The sequence below is a fragment of the Ruegeria sp. N4 genome (assembly GCF_056531425.1).
In genome coordinates this window covers 94,016-115,832 of record NZ_JBQFLT010000007.1, presented here as the reverse complement: position 1 = coordinate 115,832, position 21,817 = coordinate 94,016, and the positions used below count along the sequence as shown (strand labels likewise).

At 57.9% G+C, this 21,817-nt stretch carries 26 protein-coding genes and 1 tRNA gene; 18 read left to right on the top strand and 9 right to left on the bottom strand.

From position 1 onward, the window contains the following. Positions 1-73 precede the first annotated feature (73 nt). From ACR0LW_RS12700 to ACR0LW_RS12690, 3 genes are all read left to right on the top strand, one after another. Positions 74-1,321, top strand: a complete 1,248-nt coding sequence (locus ACR0LW_RS12700) for a D-arabinono-1,4-lactone oxidase (RefSeq protein ID WP_480882850.1) — start codon at positions 74-76, stop codon at positions 1,319-1,321. Further along, on the top strand, positions 1,318-2,439 hold the full coding sequence (locus ACR0LW_RS12695; protein WP_480882849.1) for an alanine racemase: 1,122 nt from the start codon (positions 1,318-1,320) through the stop codon (positions 2,437-2,439). The genes ACR0LW_RS12700 and ACR0LW_RS12695 overlap by 4 nt, the downstream gene beginning before the upstream one ends. Positions 2,440-2,628: 189 nt before the next feature. Further along, positions 2,629-3,807 (top strand): tyrosine-type recombinase/integrase, encoded by a 1,179-nt coding sequence (locus tag ACR0LW_RS12690; protein ID WP_480882848.1) that lies wholly within the window; start codon positions 2,629-2,631, stop codon positions 3,805-3,807. Positions 3,808-3,816: 9 nt separating this feature from the next. On the opposite strand, the gene ACR0LW_RS12685 is transcribed toward ACR0LW_RS12690, so the two are convergent. Continuing rightward, a complete protein-coding gene (locus tag ACR0LW_RS12685) occupies positions 3,817-4,032 on the bottom strand; it encodes a helix-turn-helix domain-containing protein (RefSeq protein ID WP_480882915.1) in 216 nt (71 codons plus the stop codon). A gap of 108 nt (positions 4,033-4,140) precedes the next feature. On the opposite strand from ACR0LW_RS12685, the gene ACR0LW_RS12680 reads away from it, so the two are divergent. The 3 genes from ACR0LW_RS12680 to ACR0LW_RS12670 all read left to right on the top strand — a co-directional run bounded on the left by ACR0LW_RS12680 (position 4,141) and on the right by ACR0LW_RS12670 (position 5,966). Further along, positions 4,141-4,554 (top strand): hypothetical protein, encoded by a 414-nt coding sequence (locus tag ACR0LW_RS12680; RefSeq protein ID WP_480882847.1) that lies wholly within the window; start codon positions 4,141-4,143, stop codon positions 4,552-4,554. Positions 4,555-4,565: 11 nt separating this feature from the next. Then, positions 4,566-4,913, top strand: coding sequence for a helix-turn-helix transcriptional regulator (locus ACR0LW_RS12675; protein ID WP_480882846.1), 348 nt, complete (start codon positions 4,566-4,568; stop codon positions 4,911-4,913). Positions 4,914-5,078: 165 nt separating this feature from the next. Beyond that, positions 5,079-5,966: a helix-turn-helix domain-containing protein gene (locus ACR0LW_RS12670; RefSeq protein WP_480882845.1), complete on the top strand. Its 888-nt coding sequence runs from the start codon at positions 5,079-5,081 to the stop codon at positions 5,964-5,966. Positions 5,967-6,008: 42 nt separating this feature from the next. Here the strand turns inward: ACR0LW_RS12670 and ACR0LW_RS12665 are convergent, their stop codons facing one another. Together ACR0LW_RS12665 and ACR0LW_RS12660 are read right to left on the bottom strand one after the other, a co-directional pair. Continuing rightward, positions 6,009-6,653, bottom strand: coding sequence for a hypothetical protein (locus ACR0LW_RS12665; RefSeq protein ID WP_480882844.1), 645 nt, complete (start codon positions 6,651-6,653; stop codon positions 6,009-6,011). Further along, positions 6,650-7,549, bottom strand: a complete 900-nt coding sequence (locus ACR0LW_RS12660; RefSeq protein WP_480882843.1) for a DNA-processing protein DprA — start codon at positions 7,547-7,549, stop codon at positions 6,650-6,652. Before ACR0LW_RS12660 ends, ACR0LW_RS12665 begins: the two co-directional genes overlap by 4 nt. Before the next feature lie 501 nt (positions 7,550-8,050). Between ACR0LW_RS12660 and ACR0LW_RS12655 the strand changes: the two genes are divergently transcribed. The 3 genes from ACR0LW_RS12655 (at position 8,051) to ACR0LW_RS12645 (ending at position 9,786) form a co-directional block, all read left to right on the top strand. Further along, the gene (locus tag ACR0LW_RS12655) at positions 8,051-8,977 is read left to right on the top strand and encodes a hypothetical protein (protein WP_480882842.1); all 927 of its coding nucleotides are present in this window, start codon (positions 8,051-8,053) and stop codon (positions 8,975-8,977) included. A 405-nt stretch (positions 8,978-9,382) separates the two neighbouring features. After that, positions 9,383-9,559, top strand: coding sequence for a hypothetical protein (locus ACR0LW_RS12650; protein WP_480882841.1), 177 nt, complete (start codon positions 9,383-9,385; stop codon positions 9,557-9,559). 35 nt (positions 9,560-9,594) lie between these two features. Beyond that, positions 9,595-9,786 carry a helix-turn-helix transcriptional regulator gene (locus ACR0LW_RS12645; protein WP_480882840.1) on the top strand — a complete coding sequence of 64 codons (192 nt, stop codon included), beginning with the start codon at positions 9,595-9,597 and terminating at the stop codon, positions 9,784-9,786. 416 nt (positions 9,787-10,202) lie between these two features. Here ACR0LW_RS12645 and ACR0LW_RS12640 read toward each other — a convergent pair. Together ACR0LW_RS12640 and ACR0LW_RS12635 are read right to left on the bottom strand one after the other, a co-directional pair. Beyond that, positions 10,203-10,278, bottom strand: a tRNA-Ala gene (locus ACR0LW_RS12640). A 136-nt stretch (positions 10,279-10,414) separates the two neighbouring features. Continuing rightward, positions 10,415-10,741, bottom strand: coding sequence for a TIGR02300 family protein (locus ACR0LW_RS12635; protein WP_170520078.1), 327 nt, complete (start codon positions 10,739-10,741; stop codon positions 10,415-10,417). A 100-nt stretch (positions 10,742-10,841) separates the two neighbouring features. On the opposite strand from ACR0LW_RS12635, the gene ACR0LW_RS12630 reads away from it, so the two are divergent. The 3 genes from ACR0LW_RS12630 to ACR0LW_RS12620 all read left to right on the top strand — a co-directional run bounded on the left by ACR0LW_RS12630 (position 10,842) and on the right by ACR0LW_RS12620 (position 13,458). Next, positions 10,842-11,528, top strand: a complete 687-nt coding sequence (locus ACR0LW_RS12630) for a YgjP family zinc-dependent metalloprotease (protein WP_170737554.1) — start codon at positions 10,842-10,844, stop codon at positions 11,526-11,528. A gap of 39 nt (positions 11,529-11,567) precedes the next feature. Then, a complete protein-coding gene (locus tag ACR0LW_RS12625; protein ID WP_170454826.1) occupies positions 11,568-12,215 on the top strand; it encodes a GntR family transcriptional regulator in 648 nt (215 codons plus the stop codon). Between the two features lie 112 nt (positions 12,216-12,327). After that, entirely contained in the window at positions 12,328-13,458 is a 1,131-nt protein-coding gene (locus tag ACR0LW_RS12620; RefSeq protein WP_480882839.1) for a lytic murein transglycosylase, read from the top strand. Between the two features lie 4 nt (positions 13,459-13,462). On the opposite strand, the gene ACR0LW_RS12615 is transcribed toward ACR0LW_RS12620, so the two are convergent. Next, complete coding sequence (locus tag ACR0LW_RS12615) at positions 13,463-14,425, bottom strand: acetyl-CoA carboxylase carboxyltransferase subunit alpha (protein ID WP_480585206.1); 963 nt, start codon at positions 14,423-14,425, stop codon at positions 13,463-13,465. A 121-nt stretch (positions 14,426-14,546) separates the two neighbouring features. Here ACR0LW_RS12615 and ACR0LW_RS12610 point away from each other — a divergent pair, with 121 nt between their 5' ends. Continuing rightward, positions 14,547-15,380, top strand: a complete 834-nt coding sequence (locus ACR0LW_RS12610; RefSeq protein ID WP_480585209.1) for an AraC family transcriptional regulator — start codon at positions 14,547-14,549, stop codon at positions 15,378-15,380. Here the strand turns inward: ACR0LW_RS12610 and ACR0LW_RS12605 are convergent, their stop codons facing one another. Next, positions 15,381-15,977: a LysE family translocator gene (locus ACR0LW_RS12605; protein WP_170454818.1), complete on the bottom strand. Its 597-nt coding sequence runs from the start codon at positions 15,975-15,977 to the stop codon at positions 15,381-15,383. Positions 15,978-16,050: 73 nt separating this feature from the next. Here ACR0LW_RS12605 and ACR0LW_RS12600 point away from each other — a divergent pair, with 73 nt between their 5' ends. After that, complete coding sequence (locus tag ACR0LW_RS12600) at positions 16,051-16,503, top strand: Lrp/AsnC family transcriptional regulator (RefSeq protein ID WP_480585212.1); 453 nt, start codon at positions 16,051-16,053, stop codon at positions 16,501-16,503. A 117-nt stretch (positions 16,504-16,620) separates the two neighbouring features. After that, positions 16,621-17,199: a PA14 domain-containing protein gene (locus ACR0LW_RS12595; RefSeq protein WP_170454814.1), complete on the top strand. Its 579-nt coding sequence runs from the start codon at positions 16,621-16,623 to the stop codon at positions 17,197-17,199. 36 nt (positions 17,200-17,235) lie between these two features. Here the strand turns inward: ACR0LW_RS12595 and ACR0LW_RS12590 are convergent, their stop codons facing one another. Beyond that, positions 17,236-18,198 carry an L-malyl-CoA/beta-methylmalyl-CoA lyase gene (locus ACR0LW_RS12590; RefSeq protein WP_170454812.1) on the bottom strand — a complete coding sequence of 321 codons (963 nt, stop codon included), beginning with the start codon at positions 18,196-18,198 and terminating at the stop codon, positions 17,236-17,238. Positions 18,199-18,493: 295 nt separating this feature from the next. Here ACR0LW_RS12590 and dgcN point away from each other — a divergent pair, with 295 nt between their 5' ends. The 3 genes from dgcN to ACR0LW_RS12575 all read left to right on the top strand — a co-directional run bounded on the left by dgcN (position 18,494) and on the right by ACR0LW_RS12575 (position 21,408). Beyond that, positions 18,494-19,495, top strand: coding sequence for an N-acetyltransferase DgcN (dgcN, locus tag ACR0LW_RS12585; RefSeq protein WP_480882838.1), 1,002 nt, complete (start codon positions 18,494-18,496; stop codon positions 19,493-19,495). A gap of 76 nt (positions 19,496-19,571) precedes the next feature. Then, complete coding sequence (gene dgcA, locus ACR0LW_RS12580) at positions 19,572-20,537, top strand: N-acetyl-D-Glu racemase DgcA (protein ID WP_480708617.1); 966 nt, start codon at positions 19,572-19,574, stop codon at positions 20,535-20,537. A 10-nt stretch (positions 20,538-20,547) separates the two neighbouring features. Then, positions 20,548-21,408 (top strand): D-amino-acid transaminase, encoded by an 861-nt coding sequence (locus ACR0LW_RS12575; protein WP_170520102.1) that lies wholly within the window; start codon positions 20,548-20,550, stop codon positions 21,406-21,408. Between the two features lie 44 nt (positions 21,409-21,452). Here ACR0LW_RS12575 and ACR0LW_RS12570 read toward each other — a convergent pair whose 3' ends face one another. Continuing rightward, positions 21,453-21,767: a DUF1244 domain-containing protein gene (locus tag ACR0LW_RS12570; protein WP_480585224.1), complete on the bottom strand. Its 315-nt coding sequence runs from the start codon at positions 21,765-21,767 to the stop codon at positions 21,453-21,455. Positions 21,768-21,817 lie beyond the last annotated feature (50 nt).

The window sequence follows — 21,817 nt, the reverse complement described above, 5'->3', positions numbered from 1 at the left end:
CGTAACGCGCTGATTCCCTGACTTGTTTTACAGTCTGCTGGCTGCAATCCTTTTGCAACGGAGGAGCAGGAGCATGTGGTCAAACTGGGCAGGGAACGAAAGCGCCAAGATCAACGTCGCGCGCCCCGAAACGCTTGCAGAGTTGCAGCAGGCGGTATCCGCGCCCGAAAGCCTGCGTGTGGTCGGGGCCGGGCATTCGTTTACGCCCATTGTGGCCGGGGCCGACAGAATTCTGGACCTGTCAAACCTGAACCTGCCCGCAGTCGGCGACGCTAAGGATGGTCAGGTCTGGGTGAACGCCAACGCCCGCCTGCGCGACCTGTCGCCCGCACTGGGTCAACAGGGTCTGGCCTTTCGCAATCTCGGTGACATCAACGCGCAGTCTCTGGCCGGTGCAACCGCAACCGCGACCCACGGCACCGGGCGCAGCTTGCCCTGTTTGTCGGCCGAGATCACCGATGCCCGTTTGATCAGCGCAGGCGGAGAGATCTTGACCACGGGTGACGTGCCGCTGGAGATGATACAGGTATCGCTTGGCCTGCTTGGGGTGCTGACCGAAGCACGCATCAATGTCGTGCCCAAATACAACCTGCGCCGACGCGTGACCCTGACCGATTTGTCAGAGTGTCTGGCCAATATGCACCAGAACTGGGCCGAGAACCGTAATTTCGAATTCTTCTACATCCCCTTCACCGGCAAGGCGGTCGAACTGAGGCATGCCGTTGTTGATGGTCCGGAAAGCAAGGCGCCGCGCGATCTGGATATGATCGCGGTCAGGGTGCTGAAACTTGCCCGGAATGCGGGCCGCTTCAGCGCAGGCCTGCGATCCGCGCTGTTGAAACTGCTGACGCTGGCGCAGTCCGACGAGGACTATGTTGGTGAAAGCTGGAAGGTTCTGTGCAGCGACAGACATATTCGTTTCAAGGAAATGGAATATCATCTGCCGCCCGATACTGCCGGTGACGTGCTGAACGAAGTATTTCGCAGGCTGGAACGGGATCACAAGGACATCTATTTCCCGATCGAGGTTCGGCAAACCGCCGGAGATACTGCGTGTCTGTCTCCATTTCAGGGCGGCCCCCGGATCTCGGTCGCGGTTCACACGGATGCGGATCAAGATCACAGCCGGTACTTCAATGCGCTGGAACCGCTGTTCCTTGAGGCCGGGGGCAGGCCGCATTGGGGCAAGATGCACAGCCTGACCTACAAGGACCTGTCCGGGCTTTATCCGGATTTCGACCGCTTCTGCGCCTTGCGCGCGCAGCTGGACCCGCAGGATAAATTCCTGACACCCGCATTGGCGCGGCTGTTCCGGCCATGAGCGATCCGTATCTAAAACGATTGTCCGAAACGCTGCACAAACATGGCGTAGATCAGCCCGTTGTGGCCGTCGATCTGGACCGGTTAGAGGCGAATTGCGCAGCCGCCGATGCTGGCGCGGATGCTGCGCTGGATCGGCGACTGGTGGCCAAATCTCTGCCCTGCCTGCCGCTTTTGGATCATATCAGGGGCCTGATCCCAACCTCGGGCCTGATGACGTTCTCTGCGCCGATGCTGACGGCTTTGCTGAAAGCAGAAAGCGGAACGGATCACCTGATCGGAAAGCCTCTGCCGGTTCGATCCGCCGCCCGTGTCCTGGCGTCCTGTCCTGACGCGGCGGAGCGGGTGCAATGGCTGATCGATACGCCCGACCGGTTGCGAGAGTATCTGGCCCTTGCCGATCAGACCCAGTCCCGGCTCCGCCTGTCGCTGGAACTCGACATCGGTCTGCATCGCGGCGGTCTGACGCCCGAGCAGGTCGCCGAGGTCGCCAAGGGCATCCAAGCGCACCCCTTGGCACGGCTGAGCGGTGTGATGGGCTATGAGGCCCATCTGGCGAAACTGCCGGGCTTTCTGAGAAACAGAGCGGCCCGCGCCTCGGCCCAGACCTTTCGCTGCGCGGTCGCCGCACTGCCGGATCAAGGCGCAGGCCTGTGCCTGAATACCGGGGGCAGCCTGACGTTCCAGACCTATGCCTCGGACAATTCAGCGACCGAGGTCGCCTTTGGCTCGGTTCTGGTCAAACCCTCGGATTTTGACCACAGCGCGACCCGTGCCTTTCAGCCAGCGGCGTTTATAGGGACGCCAATTCTCAAGGCCATGCCCGGCAACGGGTTGCCCGGGCTGGATTTTCTGCCCCGTCGCAAAACCGATATCGCCGTGTTTGGCGGTCACTACCTCGCACATCCGGTGCATCCAAAGGGGTTCGCCTATTCCTCAATATTCGGTCGCTCCAGCAATCAGGAGGTTTGGACAGGACCTGCCACAAGCGCAGCCCGACCCGGCGACATCGCCTTGCTACGCCCCAGCCAAAGCGAGGCTGTTCTGAACCAGTTCGGTACAGTCCTCGCGGTATGCAGCGACGCTGTAGTCGACGAGTGGCAAACCTTGCCGAATTGATTGGTGGTCTTGTTAGACTGCAAATCCAGGTAGATTTGGTGGAGCCTAGGTCCACATAAAGCGTGTCTCGACTTGTCCCGCACTATATCTTGTTGTATCGCGAGAAGTAGTCTGGGTAGTTTGTACCTCTGTATTTGTTAGGTTTTTAAGCGCGAGCCCAAAGGTGGAACAAAGGGTGGACAACCAAAAATGGGAAAGTTGACCCACAAGGGCGTCAAAGGGATGTCCCAGCCAGGCATGTATGGCGACGGCGAAGGGCTATGGCTGCGTGTCGCGGACAGTGGATCGAAATCTTGGGTTTTGCGGATCGCGGTGCACGGGAAACGACGTGAATTTGGCTTAGGTTCAGTTAAGTGGGTCTCGCTTGCAGAGGCCCGGGAAATGGCGCGAGAAATGCGCAAAGCGGCGAGAATGGGTGGCGTGCCGGAATCCGTTCGTGCACGCCAAACTATGACGCTCGAAGAAGCCACTCGAAAAGTATATGACGCTCAAAGACCGACTTGGAAAAACGAAAAGCACTCCGAAACGTGGATTCGATCCCTCGAAATTCACGTTTTACCGAAGGTTGGTTCCAGAGCAATCGAGACGATCGGTTCTTCGGAAATCTTGGATGTACTTGGCCCCATCTGGACAAAGAAACCAGAAACCGCTCGGCGTGTCCTGCAGCGCTTAACCGTGATATTCGATTGGGCTAAAACCGCCGGTCACTACGGAGCGGAAAATCCGGCGAACGGTGTGACCCGCGCATTGCCAAAAGTCGATCGTCGGCCGGAACACATGGCCGCGCTTCCTTGGCAAGATGTTCCCGAGTTCATATCCGAGCTGAGAACGCGGGATGGAACAGCCGCGAGAATGGTTGAATGGGTGATCTATACCGCGGCTAGATCCGCAGAGGCTCGGCTTGCCACATGGGATGAAATTGAGGGAAACGTGTGGACAGTCCCGGCCGAACGGATGAAACGAAACAGAGAACACCGTGTACCGCTCTGTAAGCCCGCTCTCGATGTGCTTGAACGCGTCAAACGGCTACATCCCGAGCTGGTGTTTCCTTCAAGGCAGAGACGTGCCGGGGCTACTGACGATCAGCCGCTTTCTATCAATGCTGGAACATCGCTTTTAAAAAGGATGGGATACGGACAGATCACGCTTCACGGGTTCCGAAGCAGTTTCAGAGATTGGTGCAACGAAGCTGCTCGTGCCAACCGTGAAGACGCAGAGGCGGCATTGTCTCATGCAATCGGCAATTCAGTTGAACAGGCCTACAGTAGATCTGACCTCTTTGAGCGTCGTCGGACTCTTATGGATGCCTGGGGGCGCTATTGTACAGGCGAAAACGGCAATGTGATAGAACTTGCGCCCGGTGCATAGTGATGTTCGTCAGGTGGTTCTTTGCGGTTCACGTAGTCTTACACCGGGCCCGCCACCATTCTCGGCGATGAATTCAACGCCAGAGTCTTCGAGGGACTTACGTACGGTATCAACCGTGCTTTGCTTAAGTTCCTCACCTCGTTCAAGGCGTGAGATTGTACCCTGCGAAACACCTGAAAGCCTCGCTAAGTCTCGCACGCCTAACCCAAGTGCCACACGGGCCATTCTGCACTGAACATCCTTCATTTATAACCCTGTTATCATTTTTGTTGACGGTCGCGTGTGATGGTTTTATAACACGGTTACTATTATCCCATTTTGGAGAACAGAACAATGCAAAAGGAACGCGCTGGCGCGAAGGGCACAGATTCGCCTGACGAAAACCGTCCCGTCGAGGCCGAACAAAAAAGAAAAGAGACACTGGAAAAGATCTCCAGTTTTTTGGACGAACTTGATCCTGAAGAAGCGTCAAGTTTTTTTCTAATGGCAATGGCGCATTTCAAAGGGCGCACCAAGCTGGCAGAAGCGCTATCGGTCTATTTTCAGAATATCGGTAAAAATGAGAGCTCATCTAAGGTCGACCCACCGAAAGCAGACTCATTTTTGCTCAAACAGATTAGGGCGTGTGTGACCGACGACATGGAGTTCAGGTCGTGGGGACGGCTCTTTGCGTATTCGATCTTGCGAAACGATCATTTCTGTTTTGAGGCCGCCGAAAACGCCGCTCGGATACGAGTTTTGCAATAAATCAAAGAAAGATGCTGATTAATTTCAGCATCTTAACCGGATTTTCCAGAAAAGTGGGGGAACCGCCAGAGGAAACTCTGGGGCAGCTTGGGAATCGTGGAGGCATTGTTGCTACACGGGAGAACGCAATGACCAAGAACATACCAAGCCTTCATTTTCGCGATCGCCCAGATCGCTTACTCCGCGATACGGAAGCCTCGGCCATGTTGGGTATAGGACGATCAACATTTCATCGTTGGGTTGCGAGCGGCGACATCCCCAAACCCCTAAAACTGGGTGGATGCTCGCGCTGGTGGCAATCCGAGTTGGAGGCGTACCTTACCGATCTTTCTGAGGCGCGGGATGCAAACTGCGCCTGAATTCAGGTGTATCGGACACGTCGGCCAAGTTGCACGTGTATCGATCATGGGCACTTTGAGGTGACCAATGAAACCTTGCCAGGCTTGCGCTCGAAACCTAGCCGTGGCGGATATGGGAAACCGCACAACAACTAAAGTACCGTTAGTGCGGCGTACGGTGAATCAATGAGCCATCGCGCGAAAGACTGGTTGGCAGGCCTCGACACAAGAAACCTAAAAGGTTCCGATTTCAAAGTCCTGTTCTTCTTGTGCGACTTTCACAATGGTGAAAAGCCACCTAACGTTGCTTGTTACCCGTCTCAGGCTTTGTTGATGGAAAAGGCCGGAATCTCCAATGGATCGGTGAACAATGCAATGAACCGTCTGGAAGATGCCGGATTGATTGAGCGTATCGCAGGTACGGTGCCTGGCTCGGCCAAGCGCCGCACTTATTACCTACTTGGTTGCGACGCCAATTCTCCGAAACAACAGACTCCAAAAACTGGAGTTAGCCCAAACTCCAGTGCTGTGGAGTTTGTTGAAAGGCAAACTCCAGAAAACGACACGGCAAACTCCAAAAAAGTTGACACCAAACTCCACGCCACTGGAGAAGAACCAGTAAAGGAACCAGTAAAGGAACCTTGTGTGTCGTCTTCGCTTCCACACACACAAGAGTTCGTGTTCGAAGACTTGGTCAGTCAGTTTGAGGCGGCGTATCCCCGTCTCGGCGATGGACCCTCGACCGAGGCGGCGCTGAAAAAGGCGATCGAGGAGGGTGCGGACCCGGCCGCCATTCTTGCCGGTGCCAGTGGCTATGCAGCCGAGCAGAAAGGAAACGGACGCCAGTTTATCAAGCTTTCCGAGAATTGGCTAAATGAAAAGCGGTGGACGTGGCACGCGCCGAATACCTCGAGCAAAGTCACCCGCGAACGTATTCTGGAAACTCACGCCAAGACTATTAAACAGGGCAAGTCTTTCCTCTGTACTGCAATCACTGATCAGACAGCTTGGGAATGTGTACAGGCCGAGCTAGTGACTGTTCAAGAATGCCACGCTGTCGGCAAACTGCTCTAATCCAGGATTGCCTTTGCCAAATCATCTACGGCCAGCGCATGTCTACAAGAAATCGATCTCTACACCTTCAAATGGATTCGGATGAATAGTCCGCGCAACAAAAACGCCGGTAATTTTTGCTTGAGGAAAACGTGCTGAAAGAACGTTGTGCATAGCGCGGTAGTGTCGACCGACGGTCAGCACATCGTCGAAAATCCCGATACTAACCGGCTCGGGATCGGCTAGAGCCTCATCGATCTTGTAAACTTCCATTAGCTGTTCGACCGTCAAGCGCTCGCCTGGTCCAGCGTTGTGGGAATACTCAGTGGATTCGCTCTGATACACCAATGGTCGAACGTCTGCGCCATTCCGGATACCGCGACAAATCTGTTCCATTCGATCGTCGTAGTCGGCATGCGACTTTGCTTTGGAGCCAGGTATCGGAACTAAGGTCGCAATGTCCAGCCACTTAGGGTTCAAGTGCCTAGCAAACTCTCTTGAAACTTGAGTGATCGCCCGCGCCTTGTGGTGATACCCGCCTTTTATGCCTCGTTCACTTGGCTTCTTCTTGAGATTCCAAATAAGGCTGTTGGTTTCACCTTTGAAGCCATCTCCAGCGCGGTATTCGCGGAGGAAAATGCAGATGTCATCTTCGGTAAGTTCACCATGATCTAAACGAGTGAGATCATCAATTCGTGTGAAACTCATTCGATCTTCAATGCCTTCCAAATGTCATCCGGGTTTTTCACTCGGATTGCGCCTTCCTTCTCGAAACGTGCAGGCCATGTGATGTTAGGGTTTTGAAAACAACTGTCCAAAATGAATAGTTTTCGTCCTTGGTATAATGCGGCGCGTGCCTGAGTCAGGGTTCCTGACGTCTCTCCTGCTTCCACAATGATCGTCCCTTCGGTCAACGCACTCATTGTTGCGTTTCGCTCTGGAAAGTACTGGCGCTTGTGTTGAAAAGGTTGAACTTCATATCGAAGCACAGGGATTTGTGAGATGAGTAGATGTTCTTGAGCAATATGGTCTTGAAGGGCGCGATTTTCTTTCGGGTAGTACTCTGCCAGCGGTGTTCCGATTACAGCAATTGTCCGTCCCTTTGCATCCAACGCAGCTCGGTGAGCAGCCGCGTCAATTCCTGTTGCCAGTCCCGATACTACCGAAAAGCCACGATGCACCAACTCACGCGCCAGCCGGGCGGCCCTTTTTTTTCCGTCTTCGCTTGGTTTCCTGCTTCCAACTACAGCAAGCCCCCGCATTTCAGAGAGTTCCCAAGTCCCTTGATAGTACAATAACTCAACGGGGTGCTTAGCGTCGCGCAGTTTCCTAGGATAGTCGCCAGCTTTGTTTATCCGCACTCCGAATTGACGCACGCCTGCAGCAAAGAGTTTCTTGATGACTTTGCTTGCAGTTTCGTCGGCCACTTGAGGCGAAACAAAATCGGACGGAAGTGCAGTAGGATCCGAAGCAAACTTGTCCGCAAGGCGCTTGAACGTAGCACCCTGCTCTAAAAAAAGAGCTTCGTATGCGCCCATTTCTCGTCGCGGAGATATTGCGGAAAGCGCAGCGCTATCGCCGTTTTGAAAAGCAAATTTATTCACTGCGGCTTACGCTGCTACACGGCCCCATGTGCGTCTCCCTGACACGCCATTAGTGGCGTTTGTTTCTCGCCATCATGCATCAAAAATTCTCCGAAATGCAACACCACGTAGCTTAAGTAATGATTAACCGCTTGGAGCTGCCAGCGAGATGTGACTCGATTATGCGTCCCAACAGGTATCAAGTGTCGTGTTGCCAAAAAAAACCAGCACGATAGCGCGAAGTAGCGGATCGCAGCACTTTAATAGGACCCCTTATCAGTCTGAAGACACTTCCGGGTAACATACCTGGCCTTCCTTCCAAGGCGCTGGGCGTGTGCTTAGGGTTACGCGATGGGGGAACCGCCAGAGGAAATCCTAGGTTCGGGGCGTATTCTGGGCTCATCAAGACGGAGCACTGATTTGCCTAGACGCCCAATTCCCCAAAACCGCCCAGCGCAAGGCACCGTAAACGCACGGTTTCTTAGCGCGATTAGTGTCGCGCAACAGGCCCGACCAGCAAACATGATTGTTCGCCCAGGTGGCGCACAGGGTGAAGACCGCATTTTGTTTACCAAGACGCTTTCAGCGTTGGCAACGATGCAAGATTTCCTCTCGTTCGGCGCAGAGTTATCTAGTTTGGTCGACAAAAACGGACATGTGACCATCGATCCGCCGTACCGAAATGCAGGTGACACGATTACTGTCGAGGCGGCGATGTCGCAGAGCTCAAGAGTTCTTTCGGCAGGTGCCACCCTAATTCAGGGTGCAGAGATTATTCGAGATGCGTCCACAACGCATGGGAAAGTGCAGACCAGATCAGCGGTCAACTTCTCCACTTTTGAGCCGATGGAGTTCAACCAAGTGGATTTCGATGCGAATCCTGACGCAGAGCTGCCCCTTTCCCCGGTTCCTTTCCAAACCGCCGAAGTTGACCTGGGCACTTTTAAGCAGTTTGGAGTTGCTTTTCGCCTCAGCCGACGCGAATTCAAGAGCGTTGCGCCTGACCGTCTCGCAGTTCAGATATTGTGGCCGCTAATTCAAGGACTCGGTCGCGCTTTGGACGCGGCTTTCTTTGAAGCGCTGGGCAATGAAAACTTGCTGTCTTGGTCTTCCAGTGTAGGTCACCCAAATTATCAGTCAGGCTTGGGCTATGCAGCGACGCAAGGTATTCCCTTCGAAAGCCTGCGAGCCTTGGTAGGCACCTCCGGGGCAGGAGCAATAACCGACCAAGGTGTTCTTTACGCCGGCGGTGTTCGGGCCGAGTTAACTCCAGACACGGCTCAAACCTTCCTCGGTTCATTCAATCGTGCCGCAATTGTAACTGACGAAGATATTCGGATTATTGCAACACGAACTGATGCCAGCGGCGGCCTCGAGGTTGCCTGTTGGCTTGGAGTTCAAGCGCTTATTCCAGATCCGTCAAAGTTTTGGGTCATAGGTAGCGTATGATCAGGGCTTTAAGATCGGTATTAGGCCTGGAGGTTTCTTCCGATGCAGATGAAGCGGTTCATGCCGACGCTGCGCCGTCCGATCAGGTTTTGGCGGTCGTCGCGTACAACGAACTTCTGGTCGCAATAGATGTGACCCAAGTAATCTGGCGCGACTCTCATGCGGGGGACGAAACGGCCGGGCCGATAGTCAGGGTCCCCACGCTTGGTAGTTGGGCATGGAGCAGTCGCAAGGATGCGAAAGCACGGGTGGCTGAAAAATACCCAGAGTTAGACGAGAAGGCCTGTGCGCGGGCCGCCAAGTTGATCGAATGGCAGATTGGGAAGCAGAACCTGCGTGAATTCCGACGTGGTCCTAAAGTCGATCGATTTGACCGCGAGTACGAGAGATTTTGGAGGGGGCACAATGTCTGATTTGAGGATCTATGACCGAAACGGCGATACGCGCGAATGCCTGGTAGCCGCACAAAAACGTATTCAACAGGAAGAAGGCGCGCGGCTTTCGCTTTCTCAAGTTGCCCACCGTTTGATCTATTTGGGCAAACGGACGCTCGACCAAGCCAACCATCACAGAAATGCCTGACCGGCATCTGCTCAACAAACCGCAAAGGAGAACCTATGCGTAATCAACTGCCTCCCACCGGGTCGTTTCGCCAAGTCTGCAACTATCTCGGTATCAACGAGGATGAACTCAAAGGATTGGGGGTCAAGGATGGCTTCCCTCGGCCAACCAAGGCTGGCAACCATCAGCGCTGGGCGTTCGCTGAGATTGATGAATGGCTTGAAAAGAAACGGGAAACGACTGCGTGAGACTGCGTCGCACAAGGCGTCGCGTTGGGGTTCGAAAGCGCAAGAAACGAGCCTTCATCAAGCTAGATTGGGACGCCCGCTGGTTTGGCCTCCAATAAGAAGCTGTTGGATGGAAAACATGGTCACTGGCCATCCAACACGTACTGGCTGAGAGGCCAGGTTGCGCTCTCGGGTTTTTTGATCCTTCTCCCGAGAGCGCAGACACTTCCCAAAGAATCTCGATTCGCAGACATGGGTCCTTCCGGCGGGGGAGGGGTCTGTGGGTGGGAAACGGCGCAAAAAACTATTTGTGCGAGGGCTCTGGAATCGTGGCCTACTACTATTACTCACAAATGCCGTGGGGGTGAAAAAAGGATGGATCGCCAAATAAATCTGCCGAAAATATCATTCAGTTTCAGTGTTTTAAGTGGTTTGTTTGGTGGAGCCTAGGGGAGTCGAACCCCTGACCTCTTGCATGCCATGCAAGCGCTCTCCCAACTGAGCTAAGGCCCCATCCGGGTACTGCCGAAGCAGTGGGCGGACGTTTATGAGACGACGGCGGGGAGTGCAAGTCCAAAAATGGAATTGTGCAAAAACTTTCCGTCGCCATCCGCACAAAGAACCAAGGCGGCCCAAGGCCGCCTTAAGATCAGTTTTCGTCTTCTGATGACATGTCCTTGATGTCGTCCAGCGAGACGTCATCGTTGTTGTCGTCATCATCGTCCAGCAGATCGTCGTCCAGATCCACGTCGACATTGTCGTCATCATCCAGAACCAGATCATCCTCGGATGCGTTTTCGCGTGCTTTCGCGGTCGCTGCGTCCTCGGCATCGGCGGCAATCATCCGGCTTTTGCCGGTTTCAAGCTCCACGATCTCGCCCGTGTAGGGGCTGACGATCGGGTCCTTGTTCAGGTCGTAAAATCGCTTACCGGTGGTCGGGCAAACGCGCTTTACGCCCCATTCTTCCTTGGGCATGTCAAATCCCCTTGATATCAGGTGAGTCGTCTAAAAGATTCAGTTCACCTGCCACAGGCGGCGGGCACTGTCAAAGCCTTTGCGCGGAAGAGGTCGGGATATGGGAGAACACGCTTTGCCGGGAACGCCGCCGGTGCCGCTGACGCTGCGCAGATCAACGCGGGCGCGGCGGATCAGCCTGCGGATTTCCCAATTGGACGGGCGGGTTACCCTGACCTATCCGCAAGGCGTGCCCGAGGCCGAGGCGTTGAGTTTCGCGCGCAGCAAAGAGGAATGGATCCGGCACCATCTGGCAGGGCAGCCCGATCTGGAACAGGTGCGTCTGGGCAGTGTGATCTGGATCGAAGGCACCGAGCGTCGAATCGTACCCGCGCCGGGGCGGCGGGTGGTGCTGAGCACAGATGCGGTGGCCGTGCCTGAAGGGGCCGAGGGGCGGCGACTGGCCCGGTTTTTGAAAGAGCTTGCGCGGGATCGGCTGACTGGGGCCTGCGACGATTACGCCGCCATTCTGGGGCGCTCGTACACCAGTCTGACGCTGCGGGATACGCGATCCCGCTGGGGGTCGTGCAGTTCGCATGGCGGGTTGATGTTTTCCTGGCGCCTGATCCTCGCGCCGTCCGAAGTTCTGCACTATGTCGCCGCGCATGAGGTGGCGCATTTGGCCGAGATGAACCATTCGCCCGCCTTCTGGGCGCAGGTCGAACGTATTTTTGGCCCCTATGATGCCCCGCGCCGGTGGTTGCGTGAAAACGGAGCGATGCTGCACAGATACCGCTTTGACGCGTAGCCGAGTTGACCCCGCAGGTTTTTGTGATCACATGAGACCATGTTAGCCACACGCCCGACCGACTCGCATATCGCAACCCATGACCGGGTGTATCGCACCCTGCGGTCCCGTATCCTGCACGGAGAGATCGCCCCCGGCGAGGCGCTGACCTTGCGTGGGATCGGCAAGGAGTTCGATGTCTCGATGACGCCTGCGCGCGAGGCGGTGCGCCGTCTGGCGGCGGAAGGGGCGTTGTTTCTGTCCTCATCGGGGCGGGTTTCGACGCCGGAACTGACGAATGACCGGATCGAGGAACTGGCTGCATTGCGCGCGTTGCTTGAGGTGGAACTGGCCAGCCGTGCCCTGCCGCGTGCCCATATCGCGCTGATCGACCGGTTGCAGACCATCAACATGACCGTCGCCGAAATGGTGACCAAGCGCGACGCGGTTGGATATATCCGGTCGAATCTGGAGTTTCACAGGACGCTGTATCTGCGCGCGCAGGCCCCCGCGATGTTGGCCATGGCCGAGACGGTCTGGCTGCAACTTGGCCCCACCATGCGGTCCTTGTACGGGCGGCTTCGGCGCACCGAGCCGCCGCATTATCACAAGCTGATCATCGCCGCGCTGAAGGCCGGGGACGAGCCGGGGTTGCGCCTTGCCGTGCGCTCCGACGTAACACAGGGGTTGCGGTTGCTGGTTGCTTAAGCGGCGAACCGCCGAAGCGTCGATTTGGCGGCAGCCACTCTCGGTCGTTCTGGTTTGCGCGTCCGGTCTGCGCTAGGCTGAGGCAAATCACAAACAAGAGCAGATTTCAGTCATGATCAATCGACGGAGCTTTTCCATTGGCCTTGGCGCGGCAATATTGGCCGGGTGCAGCGACGGGGGCGCGCCATCCCGTGCGCGTGCGTCGCGTATGCAGTCGGTGCCGAATGCGGGCTATGATGCCTGGGTGGCCAATTTCAAATCCCGAGCCGCGTCGCAGGGGATTTCCCAGACGACCATAAATCGGGCCTTTCAGGGTGCGGGCTATTTGCCCGGCGTGATCGAGCGCGACCGCAATCAAGTGGAATTCAAACGCTCGCTTGAGGACTACTTGGCCATCGCCGCCTCGGACGAACGCATCAGCACCGGGCGGCAGATGTTGCAGCGGTACAATGGGACGCTGTCGCAGATCGAGGCGCAATACGGTGTCGACAAAGAGGTTGTCGTGGCCGTCTGGGGTTTGGAAAGCCGATACGGCGCGCGGCGCGGCGACGTGCCGGTGATTTCGGCCACGTCCACCTTGGCGTATGAGGGGCGGCGCGGCGAATTTTTCGAAAAGCAACTGGTCGCAGCCCTGAAGATCATTCAGGAGGGCGACACCTCGCCCGCCAACATGACCGGCAGCTGGGCCGGGGCGATGGGGCATACGCAGTTCATCCCAACCTCGTATCTGGCCTATGCGGTGGATTTCACCGGCGACGGTCGGCGCGATATCTGGTCCGAGGATCCGACGGATTCTTTGGCCTCGACAGCGGCCTATTTATCCCGTGCCGGTTGGGTGCGCGGCCAGCCTTGGGGTGGCGAGGTCGGCACCGTGTCGGGTACGCCGGTTGCAGTGCTGCAACCGCAAGTGCCGGGGCCACGCATCGCCGTATTCCGCAATTTCAATGTTATCAAGCGGTATAACAACTCGGACAGCTATGCGATTGGCGTGGGGCACCTGTCGGACCGGTTCGCCGGAGGCGCGCCGTTTCAGGCCTCATTCGGGCCGGATGCCACGGGTCTGACGCTGGAGGACCGCAAAGACCTGCAACGCCGCCTGACCTCGGCCGGGTATGACACGCAGGGCGCGGATGGGGTGATCGGGAACAACACCAAATCCGCCATCAGCGGCTATCAACGCGCCAATGGCCTGCCTGTGACCGGCGAGCCATCGGTTGATCTGCTGCGTCGTTTGGGCGGTTGACGGTTTACGCCGCCAGCCCTTTCGACCCGATGTCCAGGAATTTCTGGCGGCGGTCCTTGATCAGGGCCGCTGCGTCCTTGCCGTCCAGCTCTTTCAGCATGGCGCCGATGGCGTCACGCACCGACTCAACCGCCTCGGGGCGACCGCGATGGGCCCCGCCTTTGGGCTCGGGGATGATCCGATCGCAGACGCCCAGCTTGTGCAGGTCCTGCGCTGTCAGGCGCAGCGCCTCGGCGGCTTCGCGCATCTTCTCGGCATCTTTCCACAGGATCGAGGCGCAGCCTTCGGGTGAGATCACCGAATAGACCGAATGTTCCAGCATAGCGACGCGGTTGGCGGTGGCAAAGGCGACGGCCCCGCCGGACCCACCTTCGCCGATGATGACCGACACCAGTGGCACACCGATTTTCAGGCACATCTCGGTCGAGCGCGCGATGGCCTCGGACTGGCCGCGTTCCTCGGCCCCTTTGCCGGGGTAGGCGCCCGCCGTGTCGATCAGAGTGATCACCGGCAGGCCAAACCGTCCGGCCATCTCCATCAGGCGCACGGCCTTGCGATAGCCTTCGGGCCGGGCCATGCCGAAATTCCGTTCGATCCGCGATTTGGTATCGCTGCCCTTTTCATGGCCGATCACCATCACCGGCTGATCGTTGAACCGGGCCAGCCCACCGATCACCGCCAGATCGTCGGCAAAGTTCCGGTCGCCCGCCAGCGGCGTGAATTCGGTGAACAGCTCTTTGACATAGTCCTGGCAATGGGGCCGTTCGGGGTGGCGTGCCACCTGACATTTCCGCCACGGGGTCAGGTCAGCATACAGTTCGTCCAGCAGCTTGGCGGCCTTGGCGTCCAGCGCGGCGGCTTCTTCGCTCACGTCCATTTCTTCATTGGCACGGGCCAATGCGCGCAGCTCTTCAGCTTTGCCTTCGATCTCGGCCAGTGGTTTTTCGAAATCCAGATACTGGGTCATGACGCCTCTCAACGCGGAAGTTCCCTGCTATATGACCTGACGTCGCCCCGGATGCAACTCAGCAAGATTTGTGGGCCGTGAATATGCAAGCTGAGGAAAGCAATGAGAAGGAAGGATGCCGATGGCAACCAGCTACGAAGACCGGGTTCTGCGCGTGCTGAGCTATATCCACGACAACCCTGCCGGGGATCTGTCACTGGACGCGCTGGCCGATGTCGCCGCCATGTCCCGGTTTCACTGGCACCGCGTGTTTCGCGCCCTGACCGGTGAGACCTGCGCTCAGGCTGTGCGACGCCTGCGCTTGCACCGTGCGGCGACGTTGTTGGTGCGAACCGACACACCGGTGGCCCAGGTCGCGGCAACCGTTGGCTATCCCAACCCCAGCTCATTTGCGCGGGCCTTTACCGAGGCCTATGGCAGCAGCCCCGGTGCCTTTCGCAAGGCGGGGCAGTTTCTGCCGGCTCATCCCAACTTTAGAACCGGAGGATACCCGATGCATCCCGTGACAACCCGTACCGAACCCGCCCGCCGTGTGATCGCGCTGCCCCACAAGGGGGCCTATTCCGAAATCGGCAAGAGCTTCGAGGCCTTTGGTGCCTTGTGCGAATCCCGCCAGCTCTGGCCCCAGATCGGCCCGGTTCTGGCGCTGTACCTCGACAGCCCCGATGACGTGCCCGAGGATCAGTTGCGCAGCTATGCCGGGGCTGAATTCCGGGGCGATGAGACGCCCCAAGGCATGGAGGACATGCAAATCCCCGGCGGGAAGACCGCGGTGCTGACCTACAAAGGCCCTTATTCCGGGATCGAGGCCGCCTATCACAGCCTGTTCGGCAACTGGTTGCCCGAGTCCGGCGAAGAGCCTGCGGATCAGCCATGCTATGAAATCTACCTCAACGATCCGCGCGAAACCCCGCCCGAAGAGTTGCTGACCGAGATCTGTCTTCCCCTGAAGTGATCAGCTTGGCCACAGGACCGGATACAGCGAGGCGACCAGCAGTGCTGCCATGGTCCAATTGAAAACCAACAACCGGCGCGGATTCGTCAGGAACCGCGCCATTTGCTGGCCCAGCAGGGTCCAGGTGCTGACCGACGGTAAATTGACCGCGCCGAATACCAGCGCGACGACAACGATCACGTTCAGTGTCTGATCGGGCGCGTAAGCCGTGGTCGCGGTCAGTGCCATGGCCCAGGCTTTCGGGTTGACCCACTGAAACGCGGCGGCCTGCAGAAATGTCATCGGTGTGCCGACTTCGGCCTTTCCACCGGCGGGCGCAGCATGTGCGATTTTCCAGGCCAGATACAGCAGATAAGCCACCGAGGCGACCTTCAGCACCGTGTAGCTGGCCGGGTATTGGTTGAACACCTGCACCAGCCCCGCGCCGACAAGCAGGACCATGAAGGTGAAGCCAAGCCCGATTCCCAACATATGCGGGATCGAGCGGCGAAAGCCGAAATTGGCCCCTGACGCCATCAGCATCAGGTTATTCGGCCCCGGAGTGATCGAGGATACGAAGGCAAACACAATCAGGGCCAGAAGGATGTCGTAAGTCATGGGGCGAATTTTTGCGCCAAAAGCGGCAAATGAAATTGCGTTTTGGTGCGCATCTTGTTTATTTTCACAATTAATGACCAAGATGGATCAGATAAACCGCGATATATTGCGTGCGCTGACCGCAGATGGGCGGATCAGCAATCTGGAACTGGCTGACCGCGTGGGCCTGTCCCCCTCTGCCTGTCTGCGCCGGGTGCAGGAATTGGAAAGGGCCGGAGTGATTACCGGTTACCGCGCCGTTCTGGACCCCGTCGCACTGGGCAAGGGGTTCGTGGCCTATATCGGCGTTGGGCTGGGCGAACATACCAAGGCCGCGCAGGAAGGGTTCGAACGGGCCTTGCAGCGCGCGCCCGAAGTGGTCGAATGCCACAACATCACCGGAACGATCGAATACCTGCTGCGCGTCGAATGCGCCGACCTTCCATCCTATAAGACCTTCCATACCGATGTGCTGGGAACACTGCCCCATGTGACCTCGATCACGTCCTATGTGGTTATGGGGTCGCCCAAGGATTTGCGGGCCTGAGCGGCCACATTGTGAAGATTCACGCTCTTGCAGGGTAAATATTCACATCCTAGTGTGACGTTAATGATGCCGTAGACCAAAATACCAAACAAACGCGGCGCACACAGGGAGATGATGATGAAACTCTTTCGTACAGGTGCGATTGCGGCTGCCGCCGTTTTGATCGCCGGGGCTGCTCTGGCGGCGCCGCTGAAACTGCAGCCTGCAAGCCCTCAGCCCAGTCCAAAGGCAGGGCTGGACGTCAAATACGCGTGGGAGGGGAACCCGCCGCGCAAAATCCAGAACCTGTCCAAGGTGGACTTTTTGCTGAAGAAGGCAAAGCCCGGTCAGCCTTTGCGGGGATTGGACTATCGCGACACCTCCGAAGGCGATCCGGTTCTGACGTTCAACGAAGCCTATAACGTGGCGGCTGAAGTTTCGGGCTATATCCGGTTCGATTCACCGGGTGTTTATGAACTGGAAACCTGGTCGAATGACGGCATCGACGCCTGGGTTGGCGGGCAACAGATCGGTTATGTCAACGGGCGTCAGGGCTGTGAGGCCAACCAAAGAACAGCGGTCGAGGTCCCACAAGCCGGGTGGTACCCGCTGAAGATCAAGTATTTCCAGAAATACGGCACATCCTGCCTGATGATGAAATGGGGCAAACAGGGTGATCGGTTCACCTGGACGCCAAACAACGTGTTTGGCCGGTAAAAAAAGGCGCCAGATCTGGCGCCTTTTTCAATCTGGTCAGCCGTTGGCCGCGATCAGCTCGGCCTGCGCCACGATGACTTCGGCCTGTTTGATTGAGGCGATGTCGACAAGACGGCCTTTGTAAACCGTGGCCCCTTCGCCATTGGCCTTGGCCTGTTCCATCGCGGCCAGAATCTCGCGCGCTTCCGAGACAGCCTCATCCGACGGGGTGAAAACCTGATTGGCCAAAGCGATCTGTTTGGGGTGGATCGCCCATTTGCCAACCATGCCCAGCGTGGCCGAGCGTTTGGCCTGCGCGATATAGCCTTCGTCATCCGAGAAATCGCCGAACGGCCCGTCTACCGGCAGAACGCCGTGCGTGCGGCAGGCGGCGACGATGGCGGCTTGCGCCCAGTGCCACGGATCGGACCAGTGCTTTTCACCCTCGCGCAGCATGTAATAGTTTTCCTGTGTGCCGCCGATGCCAGTGGTCTGCATCCCCATCGAGGCTGCAAAATCCGCAGCACCAAGGCTCATGGCCTGCATACGGGGCGAGGACGCGGCGATTTCTTCAACATGGGCGATACCTGCGGCGGATTCGATAATCACTTCGAACGAGATCGGCTTGGTCCGGCCCTTGGCGCGCTCGATAGCAGTAACCAGCGCGTCCACGGCGTAGACATCTGCCGCGCAACCGACCTTGGGGATCATGATCTGGTCCAGCCGGTCGCCCGCCTGTTCCAGAACGTCAACGACATCGCGGTACCAATAGGGTGTGTCCAGCCCGTTGATCCGCACCGACATATACTTACCACCCCAGTCGATGGTGTTCAGCGCTTCGATGACATTTGCGCGGGCGGCGTCCTTGTCAGATGGGGCAACCGAGTCTTCGAGGTCCAGATTGATCACGTCTGCGGCCGATGCTGCCATCTTGGGGAACAGCTTGGTGTTCGATCCGGGGCCGAACAATTGGCAGCGATTTGGGCGGGCCGGGGCGGCGGGTTGAATGCGGAAACTCATCGGGGCCTCTTGTGGGTAAGGAAATTGCGATTTTTCTCTCGATTGAGGTATTAAATTACGCAGATCAGCGCAAGCGGGATTGTGCGCCTGCGGCAATGCGCGTGCAGAAATCGCAGTTTCGACTGCGAAGTAAGGGTGATTAAAGTTTAATCAGTTTAAAAACTTCGAATATTTTTGCGCAGTCAGCGAACACCGCGCAAAAACCTCGCGCACTGTACGGAGTTAGTCGGTGAAAACGCGAAGCGCTCGTATTGCCGCTTGTCTACTTTGCGTCGGAATCAAAGGAGTGACCGCAATGATCGAGACACCGTACCTGCTGTTTTTGGGCGATGCGCCCGACCAACTGGCCGCCAAAGTTGCAATCGGCATCCGGGACTGGCGTCCCGAGAACGCCGTTGGCCAATTGCGGATGGACGGCTGCAAGGCCGACCTGGGCATGACCGACATGACGCTTGAAGAAGGCAAAGCCGCCGGTGCCAAGACCCTGGTTATCGGCGTTGCGAACCGTGGCGGCGTGATCAGCCAGGCCTGGAAAGAGGTTCTGATTGCTGCGTTGGAAATGGGCTACGATCTGGCGTCGGGCCTGCACAACCTGCTGCGGGACGAGGGCGATCTGGTCGCAGCGGCGCAGACCCACGGCGGCACATTGCACGACGTTCGCGTACCGACCGTCGGCTACCCGATCGCAAACGGCAAAAAGCGCAGCGGCAAGCGCTGCCTTGCCGTTGGAACCGACTGTTCCGCCGGTAAGATGTACACCGCCATGTCCATGGACGCCGAAATGCGCAGCCGTGGCATGAAGTCGACATTCCGCGCCACTGGTCAGACCGGTATTCTGATCACCGGTCAGGGCGTGCCTCTGGACGCTGTTGTCGCGGACTTCATGGCAGGCTCGGTGGAATACCTGACGCCGGAGAATGATGAGGATCACTGGGATCACATCGAAGGGCAGGGCTCTCTGTTCCATGTCTCGTATTCCGGCGTCACCATGGCGCTGATCCACGGCGGTCAGCCGGATGCCCTGATCCTGTGTCACGAACCCACCCGGACGCATATGCGTGGTCTGCCCGAGTATTCCCTGCCGACGCTGCCGCAGCTGCGCGATACCGCATTGCCGCTGGCACGGGTTGCAAACCCGGACTGTCAGGTGGTCGGCGTGTCGATCAACACCCAGCACCTGAGCGAGGATGAGGCGAAGGCCTATATCGCCAAGGTTGAGGCCGAAATGGGCCTGCCCGCCACCGACCCGTACCGTTTTGGTGCCGGTAAACTGGTAGACGCGCTGGCCGCGCTGTGATCTGAACGGCGCGCCGGGGGCGGGTGTTGATCCGTCTCCGGCGGCCGTATTTTGAACGAGAAGAAGGAGCGGGCGCGTGCAGATTGACGTCTCTCGTGATGTATTCCGGCTGGCGCAGGTGTTCACCATCTCGCGCGGGTCGCGGACCGAGGCAAAGGTGCTGACGGTACGGCTGTCGGATGGGGCGCATGAAGGCTGGGGCGAATGTGTGCCCTATGCGCGGTATGACGAGACGCTCGAATCCGTTGAGGCCGAGATCGCCGGGTTGCCTGCGGAGTTCACACGTCAGGCGCTGATGGACCTGTTGCCTGCGGGCGCGGCGCGGAACGCGGTGGATTGTGCGCTGTGGGATCTTGAGGCCAAGCGGGCGGGCAAGCGCGCCTGGGATCTGGCCGGGTTGCCGGTGCCGGGGCCTGAAATCACCGCTTATACCCTGTCGCTTGACACGCCCGAGGCGATGCAGAAGCAGGCGGCTGAGAATGCCTACCGCCCCCTGCTGAAGATCAAGTTGGGCACCCCGGACGACATGCCCCGTCTTGAAGCCGTGCGCGCGGGCGCGCCGGATGCCAAGATCATTGTGGATGCGAACGAAGGCTGGTCGGCTGAGGTTTACGCCGATCTGGCGCCGCATCTGGTGCGTCTGGGTGTGGCCCTGGTCGAGCAGCCTTTGCCCGCCGGACAGGATGACGCGCTGATCGGGATGGAGCGTCCGGTGCCTGTCTGTGCCGATGAATCCTGCCATGACCGGACCAGCCTGCCCAAGCTGAAGGGCAAGTATGATGTGGTCAACATCAAGCTCGACAAGACCGGCGGTCTGACCGAGGCGCTGGCCCTGCGCGAAGCGGCGCTGGCCGAGGGTTATCGCGTGATGGTCGGCTGCATGGTCGGAAGCTCGTTGGCGATGGCCCCTGCGACCTTGTTGGCGCAGGGTGCGATGGTAACGGACCTTGACGGCCCGCTGTTGTTGGCCGAAGACCGCGCGACACCGCTGACATTTGATGATGCCGGAGTGCACCCGCCCATGGCGGCACTTTGGGGCTAAGGAGAGATACATGACTCGCACCGTTTATGTGAATGGCGAATACCTGCCCGAGACCGAAGCCAAGGTTTCGATCTTTGACCGTGGTTATCTGTTCGCGGACGCCGTTTACGAAGTGACCAGCATTCTGGACGGCAAGCTGATCGATTTCGAAGGCCACGCCGTGCGCCTCAAGCGGTCCTTGGATGAGCTGGAGATGGCCGAGCCGTGCTCCAAGGAGGAGCTGCTGGAGATTCACCGCAAGCTGGTTGAATTGAACGGCATCGAGGAAGGTCTGGTTTACCTGCAGGTCAGCCGCGGATCGGATGGCGACCGGGATTTTGTGTTCCCGTCGGCGGATACCAAACCCAGCCTCGTTCTGTTCACGCAGAACAAGCCGGGTCTGGCGGATAGCCCGGCGGCCAAGAAAGGTGCCAAGATCATCTCGATTGATGACCTGCGCTGGGGTCGTCGTGACATCAAGACCGTGCAGCTGCTCTACCCGTCGATGGGCAAGATGATGGCCAAGAAAGCCGGTTGCGACGATGCATGGCTGATCGAGGATGGCTATGTGACCGAAGGCACCAGCAACAACGCCTTTTTCGTCAAGAACGGCAAGATCGTTACCCGCCCGCTGTCCAACGACATCCTGCACGGCATCACCCGCAAGGCCGTGCTGCGTATGGCGGCTGAGGCGCAGATGGAAATCGAAGAGCGTCTGTTCACCATCGACGAGGCCAAAGAGGCGGACGAAGCCTTCACCACCTCGGCCAGCGCCTTTGTCATGCCGGTGATCGAGATTGACGGCGTGACGCTGGGCGACGGGACGCCCGGCCCGGTCGCCAAACGTCTGCGCGAGATTTATCTGGACGAAAGCCGTAAAGCGGCGATCTAAAGAAAAGGCCCGCCAATCCGGCGGGCCTTATTCGTTTTGGGGTGTCAGCCTTTCTTGGTGACGTTTTCCTCGAAGGCGACCTTGAAGGCGGCCTGTTTTTCGGGGCTGGCCTCGGTCTGGTAGTTGGCCTTCCACTCATCCATGGTCATGCCGTAGAAAATCTGGCGGGCTTCGTCCTTGCCCATCTCGATGCCCTTTTCATTGGCCGCTTCCTGATACCAGCGCGACAGGCAATTTCGGCAGAACCCGGCCAGATTCATCATGTCGATGTTTTGCACGTCCGTGCGGTCTTCCATCAGGTGTTGTTGCAACCGGCGGAAGGCGGCGGCCTGAAGTTCGATTTCGGTTTGCTTGTCCATAAGTCTGGCTCCGGGTGGTTCTGGTGCGTGTCCCACCTGACCTAGCGGTC

Coding starts and splice junctions, on each gene's coding strand:
- ACR0LW_RS12620 (WP_480882839.1), top strand. CDS start 12,328: ATGATCAATCGACGGAGCTTTTCCATTGGCCTTGGCGCGGCAATATTG.
- ACR0LW_RS12670 (WP_480882845.1), top strand. CDS start 5,079: ATGAGCCATCGCGCGAAAGACTGGTTGGCAGGCCTCGACACAAGAAAC.
- ACR0LW_RS12610 (WP_480585209.1), top strand. CDS start 14,547: ATGGCAACCAGCTACGAAGACCGGGTTCTGCGCGTGCTGAGCTATATC.
- ACR0LW_RS12695 (WP_480882849.1), top strand. CDS start 1,318: ATGAGCGATCCGTATCTAAAACGATTGTCCGAAACGCTGCACAAACAT.
- ACR0LW_RS12570 (WP_480585224.1), bottom strand. CDS start 21,767: ATGGACAAGCAAACCGAAATCGAACTTCAGGCCGCCGCCTTCCGCCGG.
- ACR0LW_RS12665 (WP_480882844.1), bottom strand. CDS start 6,653: ATGAGTTTCACACGAATTGATGATCTCACTCGTTTAGATCATGGTGAA.
- dgcN (WP_480882838.1), top strand. CDS start 18,494: ATGATCGAGACACCGTACCTGCTGTTTTTGGGCGATGCGCCCGACCAA.
- ACR0LW_RS12655 (WP_480882842.1), top strand. CDS start 8,051: ATGATTGTTCGCCCAGGTGGCGCACAGGGTGAAGACCGCATTTTGTTT.
- ACR0LW_RS12650 (WP_480882841.1), top strand. CDS start 9,383: ATGTCTGATTTGAGGATCTATGACCGAAACGGCGATACGCGCGAATGC.
- ACR0LW_RS12625 (WP_170454826.1), top strand. CDS start 11,568: ATGTTAGCCACACGCCCGACCGACTCGCATATCGCAACCCATGACCGG.
- ACR0LW_RS12675 (WP_480882846.1), top strand. CDS start 4,566: ATGCTGATTAATTTCAGCATCTTAACCGGATTTTCCAGAAAAGTGGGG.
- ACR0LW_RS12605 (WP_170454818.1), bottom strand. CDS start 15,977: ATGACTTACGACATCCTTCTGGCCCTGATTGTGTTTGCCTTCGTATCC.
- ACR0LW_RS12600 (WP_480585212.1), top strand. CDS start 16,051: ATGACCAAGATGGATCAGATAAACCGCGATATATTGCGTGCGCTGACC.
- ACR0LW_RS12685 (WP_480882915.1), bottom strand. CDS start 4,032: ATGGCCCGTGTGGCACTTGGGTTAGGCGTGCGAGACTTAGCGAGGCTT.
- ACR0LW_RS12590 (WP_170454812.1), bottom strand. CDS start 18,198: ATGAGTTTCCGCATTCAACCCGCCGCCCCGGCCCGCCCAAATCGCTGC.
- ACR0LW_RS12615 (WP_480585206.1), bottom strand. CDS start 14,425: ATGACCCAGTATCTGGATTTCGAAAAACCACTGGCCGAGATCGAAGGC.
- ACR0LW_RS12575 (WP_170520102.1), top strand. CDS start 20,548: ATGACTCGCACCGTTTATGTGAATGGCGAATACCTGCCCGAGACCGAA.
- ACR0LW_RS12700 (WP_480882850.1), top strand. CDS start 74: ATGTGGTCAAACTGGGCAGGGAACGAAAGCGCCAAGATCAACGTCGCG.
- ACR0LW_RS12630 (WP_170737554.1), top strand. CDS start 10,842: ATGGGAGAACACGCTTTGCCGGGAACGCCGCCGGTGCCGCTGACGCTG.
- ACR0LW_RS12680 (WP_480882847.1), top strand. CDS start 4,141: ATGCAAAAGGAACGCGCTGGCGCGAAGGGCACAGATTCGCCTGACGAA.
- ACR0LW_RS12645 (WP_480882840.1), top strand. CDS start 9,595: ATGCGTAATCAACTGCCTCCCACCGGGTCGTTTCGCCAAGTCTGCAAC.
- ACR0LW_RS12595 (WP_170454814.1), top strand. CDS start 16,621: ATGAAACTCTTTCGTACAGGTGCGATTGCGGCTGCCGCCGTTTTGATC.
- ACR0LW_RS12635 (WP_170520078.1), bottom strand. CDS start 10,741: ATGCCCAAGGAAGAATGGGGCGTAAAGCGCGTTTGCCCGACCACCGGT.
- ACR0LW_RS12690 (WP_480882848.1), top strand. CDS start 2,629: ATGGGAAAGTTGACCCACAAGGGCGTCAAAGGGATGTCCCAGCCAGGC.